This window comes from Alysiella crassa DSM 2578 (assembly GCF_000745955.1).
Taxonomy (GTDB): domain Bacteria; phylum Pseudomonadota; class Gammaproteobacteria; order Burkholderiales; family Neisseriaceae; genus Simonsiella; species Simonsiella crassa.
The window spans coordinates 20,298-32,542 of sequence record NZ_JQKH01000025.1 but is presented as its reverse complement, the minus strand read 5'-3'; the positions used below and the strand labels follow the sequence as shown (position 1 = coordinate 32,542).

The following is a 12,245-nucleotide window of genomic DNA, read 5'->3' as shown; positions in this document are numbered from 1 at the left end:
TACCGTCAGCGCTGGCAAATTGAAATGCTGTTTAGCTGCCTGAAAAAACGCGGTTTTGACTTGGAAGCCACGCACATGACTGACCCTGTTAAAATGGAAAAGTTGTTTGCGATTCTGGCAGTTACATTGGCTTGGGCTTATGTTATCGGGCGTTGGCAACATGCGCTTAATCCAATTAAGCCTAAATCTCATGAACGTTTATCGCAAGGTATTTTTCGTGTTGGTTTAGAGCAGCTTGCCAAAGCTGCCATGTTGATGATGGCAACTTTGGACTATTTTTCAAACCCAAAACAGGTCGTCCGATTTTTTGTCGTGTACTGAAAGGCAGCCTGAAAAAACAAAACGACAAATTGCTAAACAATCTGCCGTCTTGCGGAATAACGATTAAGCTGCTTGGATATTAGCGGCTTGTTTGCCTTTAGGACCTGTGGTTACTTCAAAAGAAACTTTTTGACCTTCTTTCAAAGTTTTGAAGCCTTCCATGTTAATCGCAGAGAAATGTGCGAACAAATCTTCGCCACCTTCGTCTGGAGTGATGAAACCGAAGCCTTTAGCGTCGTTGAACCATTTAACAATACCAGTTGCCATAATTATGCTACTTTCATACAAAAAAATTAAAAAACATAGCGAAAAACTGGCAGTTCAACAGGCATAATGCGAATTAGACAGCCCAACTCATCGCTGGTTTGACTTTTTACAGGTGTTAGAGATTTTAGTCAAGGATTGTTTTGCGAAAATTCATTTTTTTATTAAAATAAGCGAAATTTACAACACAATTTTCACAAAATGTCTCCACAATCCACCCTTGCGCCCGTGCGCGACCAAATTGCCCCACCCAAACGCTACGGCGTGTTTTTACACAACGATGATTACACCACAATGGATTTTGTGGTGGAAATCTTAACCGATATTTTCAGGCAGCCTGAACAACGCGCTATTGCCATCATGCTGCAAATTCATCATCAGGGCAAAGGCTTATGCGGCGAATATTCACGCGACATCGCCGAAACCAAACAACAGCAAGTACTTAATCGCGCCAGCGAAGCGGGTTTCCCCCTGCTTTGCACGGTGGAGGAATTATCATGATTTCAGAACAATTGGAACTTATTTTGCAAAATATTCACGAGGCTGCGTATGCGGAATATCATGAATTGGTGGGCTTGGAACATTTATTGTTTGGGCTGATTCGTGATTCGGAAGAGGTACGCGATATTTTGGCAGCCTGTGGCGCAGATGTGTATGTTTTGACAGAACAATTAATTGAGCATATTCGGGAAAATACGCCGACTTTTGGCAAACGCGTTTCCAGTTTAAAACGCGAACCCACGCCCACCATTGGTTTTCAACGGGTTTTGCAACGCGCCATGATTCATGTTCAGCAACACAATCAGGGGCATGGACTGGTGTCGCCGCAAGACGCGTTCGCCGCTTTGATGTATGAAGAAGACAGCCATGCGGTGTATTTCTTGGAATTACAAGGGGTAAAACGCGCCGATGTGTTACGCTATTTGGCGCACGGCGAAAAACCCAACCACAACCATGCACATGACGATGAAGAAGACAATTTGGCGGATAATCCACTTGAAGCCTATACTTTGAATTTAAACGCGGAAGTGCAAGCTGGGCGCATAGACCCTTTGATTGGGCGAACGATGGAGATGGAACGCTTGTTGCAAGTCTTGTGCCGCCGCCGCAAAAACAATCCGCTTTTGGTAGGCGAGGCTGGCGTGGGCAAAACCGCGTTGGCGGAAGGTTTGGCTTATTTAATTGAACAAAAACAAGTACCTGAAGTTTTGGCAAATGCGACTGTGTTTGCGCTGGACATGGGGGCATTGTTGGCGGGGGCGAAATATCGTGGCGATTTTGAAGCGCGTTTAAAAGCCGTGCTGAAAGAATTGGCAAAAGTGGACAACGCGGTTTTGTTTATTGACGAAATTCATACCGTGATTGGCGCAGGCAGCACGCAAGGCAGCACGATGGACGCCAGCAATTTGCTCAAACCCGCTTTAGCAAAAGGCAGCCTGCGTTGCATCGGCGCAACCACTTACGAAGAATTTCGCACGGTGTTCAGCAAAGACCACGCTTTGAGTCGCCGTTTCCAAAAAATTGATATTGTTGAGCCGAGTGTGGCGGAAACGGTGCAAATTTTGCAAGGTTTGCGCCCAATGTTTGAGCAACATCATGCGGTGCAGTATTTGGACGAAGCGTTTCAGGCTGCTGCCGAATTGTCCGCCAAATACATTAACGAGCGTTTTTTGCCCGATAAAGCCATTGATATTATTGACGAAGCGGGTGCGGCGCAACGAATCAGGCAGCCTGAACACCGCACCACGCACATTGACAAAACCATTATTGAACAAGTCATCGCGAAAATCGCGCGGATTCCCGAAACCACCGTGTCGCACGATGACAAACAAATTTTGAAAACGCTGGCGGCGGATTTAAAAGCGCAAGTTTTTGGGCAGGACAATGCGATTGAAGCCCTTGTTTCGGCGGTGAAAATGTCGCGCGCAGGTTTGGGGCTGCCTGAAAAACCAATTGGCAGTTTTCTGTTTAGCGGGCCAACGGGCGTGGGCAAAACGGAAGTGGCGAAACAATTGGCGCACTGCTTGGGCGTGCCATTACAACGCTTTGATATGTCTGAATATATGGAAGCGCATGCGGTGTCGCGTTTGATTGGTGCGCCCCCTGGTTATGTGGGTTATGAACAGGGTGGATTATTGACCGAATGCGTGAATAAACAACCACATATGGTCTTATTATTAGACGAAATTGAGAAAGCCCACCGCGATATTTACAATGTTTTGCTGCAAGTAATGGACGCAGGCAGACTGACCGACAACACAGGGCGCAGCGCGGATTTTCGCAATGTGATTATCATCATGACCACCAATGCGGGCGCGGAAGCCTTGAGCCGTCCCACTTTCGGCTTTACCAGCAAACGCGAGCGCGGCGATGAAATGGTGGACATTAAAAAACAATTCACGCCCGAATTCCGCAACCGTTTGGACGCAATTATCCCCTTTGCGCCGCTTTCGCCCGAGATGATTGTGAAGGTGGTGGACAAATTTTTGGCGGCTTTGGCGGATTCGTTGGCGGCAAAAAATGTGGTGGCGGTGTTTGGCGAATCCATGCGTAAGTATTTGGCGGAAAAAGGTTTTGACCCACAAATGGGTGCGCGCCCAATGAACCGTTTGATTCAGCAACAAATTCGTAAGGCGTTGGCAGATGAATTGTTGTTTGGGCGTTTGGTGGACGGTGGCAAAGTGTGGGTGGATTGGGACGCGGATAAGCAAGAAACAAAATTATCGTTTACAAAACCACGTGTTAGCCGCAAAAAAGAGAAACTTGACGAAGCAGCCTGAAACTGCGATAATCGGCGCAATTTTTTGATTGAACAGCCGTTTGATTCAAACGGCTGAATTATTTTGCAACATGGCTCATAAACATGTTGTGTTGGTTAGGGGGTGATGTTTTCATCATCGGCGCGTGTTTCGCCTGTATGATTATCATACAAATCAAACATTTTCAGGCAGCCTGAAATCAAATAACGCTGTATTTATTTTTTAAACCATTTTTTAATTTTTAATAAGGACTGAAAACATGCCTGCTATTCGTGTAAAAGAAAATGAACCATTTGAAGTGGCAATGCGCCGTTTTAAACGTGCAATTGAAAAAACTGGTCTGCTGACCGAATTGCGCGCGCGCGAAGCGTACGAAAAACCAACGACTGAACGCAAACGCAAAAAAGCCGCAGCCGTAAAACGCTTGCAAAAACGCTTGCGTAGCCAAACTTTGCCACCCAAAATGTATTAATTTTTGAGTGAGAAAAACACCGCCAATCATGGGATTGGCGGTGTTTTTTGTTTTAAATCTCCAATAATGTTACTTCTAGCCAGCCACGCAAAGCATTGCCCACGCGGATTTTTTCGGCGCGGCGCACCATCTCGCGGCTAATCCGCGCTTCTTTCAGGCTGTCTGAATTCAGGGCAATTTGTCGCGCAATGCTGGGCAAAATGTCCAAATCCAATGGCGGCGTGAGCCATTGATTTTCCCATAAAATCATCACGCTACTGCGTCCACCTTCCAGCAAATCGCCATTTTCATTAAACAATAATCCATCAAACGCGCCCACGCGTTCGGCGGCTTGCCATGCGTGGTCGCAGTCGGCGCGATGGCTGGTTTTGTGGCGGCGCAAAGGGTCGTGATTGGCTAACACTTTGTCGCTGAAGATGATTTTTTGATTTTCGGGCAATTCGGCAAGTGGTGCGTATTCCGTTTTCAGGCTGCCTGAAGCGGTTAAACTTAATTTCATACGGTAAATCAATGAATTATCTAATTCTACCAACACATTTTCCAATACATTCATCGCGGCTTGGCGTGTGAATGGGATATTCAGGCACAAGGCGGAATGTGCTAATCTATCAATATGTTGTGTAAGCAAGGCGATTTTGCCTTGTTCCACGCGCATGGTTTCAAATAAATCGCATTCGGGGCGCAATTCGCTTAAAAAACGCGCTTTCCACGCGCATTCGGCGTATTCATCGGCAGCGCGGCTGTCTATCACTATGCCACTCCCTACACCATAAGTACCTAAATATTCAGTAGAATTTTCTTTTGGAATTAAATTTAGGGTACGAATCACCACATTCAGGCAGCCTGAAAAGCCGAGCGCGGAATCGGGCGCGTGTTCCAAAAAACCTATGCTGCCTGTGTACAAAGCACGTGGACTATCTTCCAGTAAGTTAATGATTTCCATACTTTTTCGTTTCGGTGCACCCGTAATACTGCCGCAGGGAAAGGTGGCGCGTAAAATTTGGGAAAATGTAATCCCTTGTTTTAATTGCGCTTGCACTACGCTGGTCATTTGCCAAACTGTACCAAAAGCATTGATTTTAAACGGTTCTGGCACGGATACGCCGCCAATTTCGGCTAATTTACCCAAATCGTTGCGCAATAAATCCACAATCATGGTGTTTTCGGCGCGATTTTTGGGGTCGGCGCGGAGTTCGGCGGCGCGTTGTTCGTCCAAGCCATCGCCCAAGATGGGAGCGGTGCCTTTCATCGGTTCAGTGGTGATTTTCCCATTGTTTTCAATGCGTAAGAATAATTCGGGCGAAAAACACAGCGTCCAGCCACCATCGGGCAAGGCGGCGAGTACGGCGTATGGCACGTTTTGGCGCAATCGAGCGTACAGGCGGATTGGATTGCCATAAGTCGTGGTGTGTAGGCGCACGGTGTGGTTGATTTGGTAGGTGTCGCCGCGCCGTATGGCTTCGTGAATTTGGTTGATGGTGTGATGATAATCTGCTTCGGCTTGGCTGATTTGGGGTGTGGCAATGCCTGCGGGGGCGTTGCCGCCGCGTTCGGCTAACCATGTTTCGGCGTTGGGCAAAATATGTTTTTCGGCAAACCAATAAATTTTCAGGCTGCCTGAAAAATCTGTGCGTTCTACCAATTTTTGCAAGGGCAAACCCAATTCATAATCGGCAAATAGGGCGCAATGCCATTGTTTTGCCCAACCTTTTTGCAGGCAATCGTCTAATTGCTCTAGTGTGTCGGAGGTGAAGGTGTCGCTGTGGACAAAATGTTGCAATAAAACCGCACGTTTTTGCGGAATATCGTCAAATAAAACAAATGCTTGCATAATAACTTGAGCCAAAACAAAAAATGTGATTATAACGGTTTTTTGCTAGCACTTTATTTGTTAATTTGTGTTAGAATTACAGTAAATTACATTTTCTTAACTTAACACATGATATGAAAGGACTGCCATGACCGAACATCAATTGACACCCTACGAAGAAATTGTGATTCCAGAAGAAGAAAAATTGCGTTCGCAGCGTTTTATGGAAGAAATTTTGAAATATCAGGGCGAAATTACGCCTGAAGACAGCATGGACGCGCCTTTGCCTGCGGATTATCCTTATCCAGAACGCATGAAACGCCGCGAGTATGAAGAAGCGAAAAAATTACTGCAAATTGAATTACTTAAAGTACAAGGCTGGGTGAAAGACACGGGGCAACGCATTGTGTTGCTGTTTGAAGGTCGGGACGCGGCGGGCAAAGGCGGCACGATTAAGCGTTATATGGAGCATTTGAATCCGCGTGGCGCGCGCGTGGTGGCTTTGGCAAAACCCGATGAACGTGAACGTGGTGAATGGTATTTTCAACGCTATATCAAAGAGTTGCCAACTGCTGGCGAAATGGTGTTTTTTGACCGCTCATGGTATAACCGTGCTGGCGTGGAGCGCGTGATGGGTTTTTGTACCCCTGTGGAATACAATTTGTTTATGCGCCAAGCCCCTGAATTTGAACGCATGTTGACAGATAGCGGTATCTTGTTGTTTAAATTTTGGTTTTCGGTTTCGGAAGCCGAGCAATTCCGCCGTTTTGTGTCGCGCAGCGTGGATCCATTGAAAAAATGGAAATTGTCGCCTGTGGACAGACAATCTTTGGATTTATGGGACGCGTACACAGAAGCGAAAAACAATATGTTCTTCCACACGCACAGCAAAGCCGCCCCTTGGACAATCATCAAATCTGATGACAAAAAACGGGCGCGTTTGAACTGCATTCGCTATTTCTTATCGCAATTGGATTATCCTGAAAAAGATTTGGCGGCGATTGGTGTGGTAGATGAATTATTGGTATTGCACCCCGATATTAATGAAACCCACCATAAATTTGGTTGATTTTATTCAATAAAATCGCAAAATAAAATCTTCAGGCAGCCTGAAAATATACAGGCTGCCTGAAATTTTTTACCAGCTTCCAAATGGGTGTTTGCTTAAATAGGCATTGGTGAAACGCCCGTCTGCGGTGATTTCTTCGCCCAACCAATTGGGGCGGGGAAATTCGCTTTCTTCGCTGGGCAATTCTAATTCGGCAATGATTAAAGGCGCGTTTTCGCCAAAAAATTCATCAATTTCAAAACTAAATCCTTGATAATTAACCAAATAGCGTAGTTTCTCCATTTTAAATGGACACATATTCGCCAAGATATTTTCTGCGTCAGCGAGCGGAATGGGGTATTCAAATTCGCTGCGTGTCAGGTCGGAAATATAGCCTTTGAGCGTCAGCCAAGCCTGTTCGCCGACAATGCGCACGCGAATGGTGCGCTCTTTTTCCACACTCAAATAGCCTTGTTTCAACAAAAGCGGTGGCGCGGCGGATTCGCGCCAAGTGTCGTTTGCCAGCAGAAAGCGGCGTTCAATTTCTATGGTATTCATAATATTGATTTTAAATGATTAATTATTTTCAGGCTGCCTGAATATTCACGGACAACACAAAATGTGGGTGCGCCGTGTGCACCAATTGCAGAAAAAATTCAATAATTTTAAAGGCTTGGTGCGCACGGCGCACCCTACGTTAAGGCAGCCTGACCATTAAAACGGTTTATAAATGGCTAACCAAATCGCGGCGATGAGCGTAAACACAGGTAACTCATTGAATACGCGAAACCATTTATGGCTACGCGTGTTGCGCCCCTGCTGAAAATCGCGCAATAATTTGCCACAATAATGTTGGTAGCCCAGCAGCAACACGCCAATCAAAATTTTGCCATGCCCCCAGCCCATTTTGAAACCAAATTGGACAATCAGCAAAGCCAAACCACACACCAGCGCACCAATCGCCCACGGCTGCATAAATTTGTATAATTTATTTGCCATGATTAACAAATGCTTATGCTCGGGTGAATCGGGCGCGGTCATGGCTAAATTCACATACAAACGCGGCAGATAAAACAGCCCCGCAAACCACGAAACAATAAAGAAAATATGCAAAGATTTGAGTAAAAAATACATTTCAGGCTGCCTGAAAAAAAGCGGCTATTTTACGTTAAAATGACCATTTTTCCCACGAAAGCACACAAAATGACTGCACAATACGCCGTTTTTGGTAACCCGATTGCCCACAGCAAATCGCCGCAAATTCACGCGCATTTCGCTGCGCAACAAGGTGAAGTGATTGAATATTCAAGAATTTTGGTGGAAAATTCGCCAGCCGCGTTTCAGGCTGCCGTGCAGGATTTTTTTGCGCGTGGCGGCTGTGGCGCGAATGTTACCGTGCCGTTTAAACAATATGCGTTTGATTTGGTAGATGAATTATCCGAGCGGGCGCAGGCTGCTGGCGCAGTGAATACTTTGATTTTATTGGAAAATGGTCAATTGCGCGGCGATAATACCGATGGGGTGGGTTTGGTAAACGATATGGTGGACAATTTGCAGGTGGATTTGCGCGGCAAAAAAGTGTTGATTTTGGGCGCGGGCGGGGCAACGCGTGGTGTGGTGTTGCCGATTTTGGCGCAACAGCCTGATTCGCTCATCATCGCCAATCGCACTCAAAGCAAAGCCATTGAATTAGCAACACAATTTTCTGTACAAGCGGCGAGTTTTGCAGACACGGCGCAGCTTCGCCCCGATATTGTGATTAACGCGACTTCAGGCAGCCTGAACGGGGAATTACCTGCCGTGTCGGAGAATATTTTTTCTGAAACTTCATTGGTTTACGATATGGTGTATGGGGCAGAACCCACACCGTTTTTGCGCCACGCTCAAGCGCATGGGGCGGCGCGAATTGCCGATGGTTTGGGCATGTTGGTGGGGCAGGCGGCAGAGAGTTTTCGTTTGTGGCGTGGTTTTGCGCCGCAAATTGCGCCTGTGATTGCGGCGATACGGGCGGAGATGGGTTGAGTTTGATAAATCAGTTTTCAGGCTGCCTTTTAATACTACCCTACAAATTTTTGCGCACCACCCACCTGTTCCCTCCTGTGGGAGAGGGTTAGGGAGAGGGTAAACTAGCAATGCTCAACGATTTTTCCCTCTCCCCAGCCCTCTTCCAAAGGAGAGGGAGTGAGATTGCTGTATCTCAACGATTCAGACAATACTTCATTTTTGTAGGTAGTGAAAGGCTGCCTGAAAGATTTCATTATTCTGTTTGCTGTAAATCCCGCGCCAAAATCCCTAATTTTTCCACATGTTCGGGAAACTCACGGTTCAAATCGCGCTCGCTGCGGCTGGACGACATGGCAAAACGCACCGAACCATCTGCGCCAAACAATGCCCACGCCCGCTTATCGCGCACATAAAACATGAAAATTGTCCCCAACACCAAAAACAGTGAACCCAAATACACCAAATTTGCTCCTGGTGATTTGGTCATTTGCAAACCCGACATATTCACTTGTTTAAAACCATCTAAATGCAACAGTACAGGCGACTGAAAACGCGTCATCGCCGTGTACGCATCTAAACTATTCAAAACAAATATATTTCTTGCTTCGCCAGCCGCCATTTCAGGCAGCCCGTGTTCTTTCAGCGCATTGTCCAATGCCACATTGACCGCACCGACCAAAATTTGATACATCAATTCGCCTGTTTTTTTCTGTTCCGCTTCGGGGACGGTTTTGGCGATATGCTCGTTGATGGCGATGTAGCCGCCTTCGGCGAATTGGCGCAATAAATTGTCCACCGCCAATTTAAATTGGGGGCGCATGGATTCATCAACGCTTAAAATGGCTTGTTCCACCACCTGTGCGCGTTTTTCAGGCTGCAATAGGATATTGCGCAACGCCATAAAACTGTCCATTTTCGCATTCGCATCGGCGGGAATCATCAGCCAGCGATAGGGGTCGTTCAGATTGGAACGCTCACCAGTCGCAAAAAACAGCGAGCCTTCGCGCTGAAGCGGCAGCATATAATTAACATATTCACGCGCTTGCCCAGCCGAATCGCGCACTTTGTAAGTGATGGTTGGCCCTACGTTTTGAAATTTTTTCTCTTGTTTCACGCTGCGGATTTCGTGCAATTTGCTTTCAGGCTGCCTGTCGTGTTCGCGCAAATCTTCCACGTTGTACACGCGCAATTCGCCAAATTCCAATTGATATTTGCCCGCGCTACCCAAATCCAAAGGAAATTGCCGTTGCGAAACCGCTTTCAAATCAGCCGCTTGACCAATGCCGCGCAAATTCCAACTTTTTAATTTCAGGTCAGAGCCGCCATCGCCGTAGCTGGATTGGTAAATGGTTACGCCGTTTACGGTTAAAGGGTGGTTTACGCGTATGGTTTTTTCAATTTTTGCGCCCGTTTCTTTGTCGGTAACGACAATATCGCTGGCGAAATCTTTGGGCATGCCTGTGTCGTAAAAATCCACATGAAATTTTTTCAATTCAATGGTAAAGGGTAATTTTTGTAAGAGTAACCCCTTGTCTGCATTTAAAAAAGTTTGGTCTATGGTTTGACCTTCCACCACTTCCGCATTGCCGCGAAACGATAAATTGTATGCGCCAATGGTGCTTTCGGGTTTGAAATCACGCGCATACACGCTGGTGTTGTCAGGCACAATTTTGCCAAACAACATGCCCATTTTCAGCACCATATTGCTGTCAATCAAGCCGCCGATACAAATCACAATCAGCGCAATATGCGCCAAAATATAGCCCCATTTATTCATCGCCCCTTTTTTGGCGGCAATGATAAAGCTGCCGTCTTCACGCTGTTCCGTTTTGGTTTGAAAGCCGTTCACATTCAAATATTGTTGCACAATTTCAGGTTTCAGGCTGCCTGAAAGTTCGTGGGAATGCTTCATGTGCGCCAAAGATTTGGCGGTGGCATTGAGCCGAAACGATTTCATTTCACGCAAATATTGCGGCGTATTGCGCCACACACACAAGCCTGTGGACAACACCAAAAAAATCATAATCACCACAAACCATGACGAAGCATAAACATCAAATAAACCCAAAAAATGAAAAATTTCTGCCCAAAAAGGACCAAATTGCACCACATAATTTTGCGCTGGCTGATTTTGCTGCACCACCGTGCCAATAATAGACGCAATCGCCAAAATAGACAGCAAAGACACCGCAAAACGCATGGAACTGATAAAAGCAAACCAAGGTCGGCGAATAAATGGGATTTTTTGTGGAGATTTTTGTTGTGTGGAAGACATGATAATTTAGATTTGAGAATAGGGTTTTCAGGCTGCCTTACAGTACACGATAAAAATAATTGTAGGGTGCGCCGTGCGCACCAAAATGATTGAATAATTTAAAATATTTTGGTAAATCTGGTGCGCACGGCGCACCCTACATATTTGGTGTTAATAAATTGTCGTGTCATTTTCAGGCAGCCTGAACAGGTTGGAAAACAATAGGGCGAGTGTAAACCAAATTTGCCACTCACCCTATGATTTTAATTAATTAAAAGAATTTTTGTTTTTTACGACCAATTTCAAAGCCGTGTCGGTCTGAATTCACACATTTAATGCCGTGTGGCAAGCTGGTACACGCCCAACCGTTGCCGCGCATGGTTTTGCCATAAGCCAAGATTTTTGGCTCAAGCGAATACGGCGTGTCGTTGTAGCAGCCCAGCGCAGGACGACCAATATACGCTAATTCAAACACTTGTCCCCATCTGTGTTGGCAAGATTTGGGTTTGGCTTGCAAAGGTTGGCTGTCCATTTGTTTGATATAGCAGGACACGCCGCGCGCGCCACCATAGGTTTTCAACACATCGCCGCCGCACACAATATTTTGGCTGGGGCTGGCAAAATTCAAACGGTAGACCGAAATGCTGTGGTCTTGTTTGGTTTTGGTTTCAGATTTTTTATCTGATTTGGCTTCAGATTTGGTTTCTGTTTTGGTTTCAGGTTTTTTATCTGATTTTACTTCAGATTTGGTTTCTGTTTTGGTTTCAGACTTTGCGTCTTTGTTATCGGCTTTTTTCGCGTTGGCGGATTTGGTTTTGGCGACAAAATCTTGTTTGCTTGGGCGCGTGGGTTTGCTGTTTGCTGTTTTTGCCGCTGTGGTGCTTGGGGTGGGTTCAAGCGTTTTTTCTTGTTCGGCTAATTTGGCTTTCGCTTCGGCGATGGCTTTTTCTTTTTCTGCCAAACGAGCTTTGGCGCGTTCCAAAGCCTGTTCTTGGCGTTGCAAACGCGCTTTTTCCGCTTCTAACTGTTTGTTAGGTTTTGATTTTTTCTGTATTTCAACGGTTTTGTTTTCCGTTGCTTTTTCCGCTACGGGCGAAGCGTGCGCCAGCAATGCGCTGCTCAAAAATAAGGCAATCAGTGATTTGCGGAACATAGTCTTTCCCTTTTTGTTAAAAGACGTTATTTTACGCAAAATTCGGCAGCCTGAAAACCAAAGAAACGCCAAAATATAGCGGTTTTCAGGCTGCCTGAAATTCTTTACAATCTGATTTTTTAACCCAGCATAGGAATTGAATTATGCGTAAAATTTTATT

General features: G+C 45.9%; 12 protein-coding genes. 6 read left to right on the top strand and 6 right to left on the bottom strand.

The window, feature by feature from the left end; all coding sequences use genetic code 11:
* On the top strand, positions 1-321 hold a 321-nt coding region (locus tag Q338_RS14780; RefSeq protein ID WP_034292760.1), incomplete at its 5' end, for a transposase.
* 63 nt (positions 322-384) lie between these two features.
* On the opposite strand, the gene Q338_RS05285 is transcribed toward Q338_RS14780, so the two are convergent.
* Positions 385-588 carry a cold-shock protein gene (locus Q338_RS05285; protein ID WP_034292758.1) on the bottom strand — a complete coding sequence of 68 codons (204 nt, stop codon included), beginning with the start codon at positions 586-588 and terminating at the stop codon, positions 385-387.
* 198 nt (positions 589-786) lie between these two features.
* Between Q338_RS05285 and Q338_RS05280 the strand changes: the two genes are divergently transcribed.
* The 3 genes from Q338_RS05280 (at position 787) to rpsU (ending at position 3,816) form a co-directional block, all read left to right on the top strand.
* Positions 787-1,086, top strand: coding sequence for an ATP-dependent Clp protease adaptor ClpS (locus Q338_RS05280; RefSeq protein ID WP_051968505.1), 300 nt, complete (start codon positions 787-789; stop codon positions 1,084-1,086).
* Positions 1,083-3,365, top strand: coding sequence for an ATP-dependent Clp protease ATP-binding subunit ClpA (clpA, locus tag Q338_RS05275; RefSeq protein ID WP_034292757.1), 2,283 nt, complete (start codon positions 1,083-1,085; stop codon positions 3,363-3,365). The genes Q338_RS05280 and clpA overlap by 4 nt, the downstream gene beginning before the upstream one ends.
* A gap of 238 nt (positions 3,366-3,603) precedes the next feature.
* On the top strand, positions 3,604-3,816 hold the full coding sequence (rpsU, locus tag Q338_RS05270) for a 30S ribosomal protein S21 (RefSeq protein WP_002641238.1): 213 nt from the start codon (positions 3,604-3,606) through the stop codon (positions 3,814-3,816).
* Positions 3,817-3,868: 52 nt separating this feature from the next.
* Here the strand turns inward: rpsU and Q338_RS05265 are convergent, their stop codons facing one another.
* Complete coding sequence (locus tag Q338_RS05265; RefSeq protein WP_034292754.1) at positions 3,869-5,647, bottom strand: bifunctional chorismate-binding protein/class IV aminotransferase; 1,779 nt, start codon at positions 5,645-5,647, stop codon at positions 3,869-3,871.
* A gap of 127 nt (positions 5,648-5,774) precedes the next feature.
* Between Q338_RS05265 and ppk2 the strand changes: the two genes are divergently transcribed.
* Positions 5,775-6,695 carry a polyphosphate kinase 2 gene (gene ppk2, locus Q338_RS05260; protein WP_034292752.1) on the top strand — a complete coding sequence of 307 codons (921 nt, stop codon included), beginning with the start codon at positions 5,775-5,777 and terminating at the stop codon, positions 6,693-6,695.
* Between the two features lie 69 nt (positions 6,696-6,764).
* On the opposite strand, the gene Q338_RS05255 is transcribed toward ppk2, so the two are convergent.
* On the bottom strand, positions 6,765-7,232 hold the full coding sequence (locus Q338_RS05255) for a CYTH domain-containing protein (RefSeq protein ID WP_034292750.1): 468 nt from the start codon (positions 7,230-7,232) through the stop codon (positions 6,765-6,767).
* 156 nt (positions 7,233-7,388) lie between these two features.
* Positions 7,389-7,808 (bottom strand): CopD family protein, encoded by a 420-nt coding sequence (locus Q338_RS05250; protein WP_034292748.1) that lies wholly within the window; start codon positions 7,806-7,808, stop codon positions 7,389-7,391.
* 69 nt (positions 7,809-7,877) lie between these two features.
* Here Q338_RS05250 and aroE point away from each other — a divergent pair, with 69 nt between their 5' ends.
* Positions 7,878-8,696 (top strand): shikimate dehydrogenase, encoded by an 819-nt coding sequence (gene aroE, locus Q338_RS05245; RefSeq protein ID WP_034292770.1) that lies wholly within the window; start codon positions 7,878-7,880, stop codon positions 8,694-8,696.
* Between the two features lie 235 nt (positions 8,697-8,931).
* Here aroE and Q338_RS05240 read toward each other — a convergent pair whose 3' ends face one another.
* Positions 8,932-10,953 (bottom strand): cytochrome c biogenesis protein ResB, encoded by a 2,022-nt coding sequence (locus tag Q338_RS05240; protein WP_034292746.1) that lies wholly within the window; start codon positions 10,951-10,953, stop codon positions 8,932-8,934.
* Positions 10,954-11,203: 250 nt separating this feature from the next.
* Positions 11,204-12,085: a DUF6636 domain-containing protein gene (locus tag Q338_RS13705; RefSeq protein ID WP_051968504.1), complete on the bottom strand. Its 882-nt coding sequence runs from the start codon at positions 12,083-12,085 to the stop codon at positions 11,204-11,206.
* Between the last annotated feature and the right edge of the window lie 160 nt (positions 12,086-12,245).

Coding starts and splice junctions, on each gene's coding strand:
- Q338_RS05285 (WP_034292758.1), bottom strand. CDS start 588: ATGGCAACTGGTATTGTTAAATGGTTCAACGACGCTAAAGGCTTCGGT.
- Q338_RS05280 (WP_051968505.1), top strand. CDS start 787: ATGTCTCCACAATCCACCCTTGCGCCCGTGCGCGACCAAATTGCCCCA.
- clpA (WP_034292757.1), top strand. CDS start 1,083: ATGATTTCAGAACAATTGGAACTTATTTTGCAAAATATTCACGAGGCT.
- rpsU (WP_002641238.1), top strand. CDS start 3,604: ATGCCTGCTATTCGTGTAAAAGAAAATGAACCATTTGAAGTGGCAATG.
- Q338_RS05265 (WP_034292754.1), bottom strand. CDS start 5,647: ATGCAAGCATTTGTTTTATTTGACGATATTCCGCAAAAACGTGCGGTT.
- ppk2 (WP_034292752.1), top strand. CDS start 5,775: ATGACCGAACATCAATTGACACCCTACGAAGAAATTGTGATTCCAGAA.
- Q338_RS05255 (WP_034292750.1), bottom strand. CDS start 7,232: ATGAATACCATAGAAATTGAACGCCGCTTTCTGCTGGCAAACGACACT.
- Q338_RS05250 (WP_034292748.1), bottom strand. CDS start 7,808: ATGTATTTTTTACTCAAATCTTTGCATATTTTCTTTATTGTTTCGTGG.
- aroE (WP_034292770.1), top strand. CDS start 7,878: ATGACTGCACAATACGCCGTTTTTGGTAACCCGATTGCCCACAGCAAA.
- Q338_RS05240 (WP_034292746.1), bottom strand. CDS start 10,953: ATGTCTTCCACACAACAAAAATCTCCACAAAAAATCCCATTTATTCGC.
- Q338_RS13705 (WP_051968504.1), bottom strand. CDS start 12,085: ATGTTCCGCAAATCACTGATTGCCTTATTTTTGAGCAGCGCATTGCTG.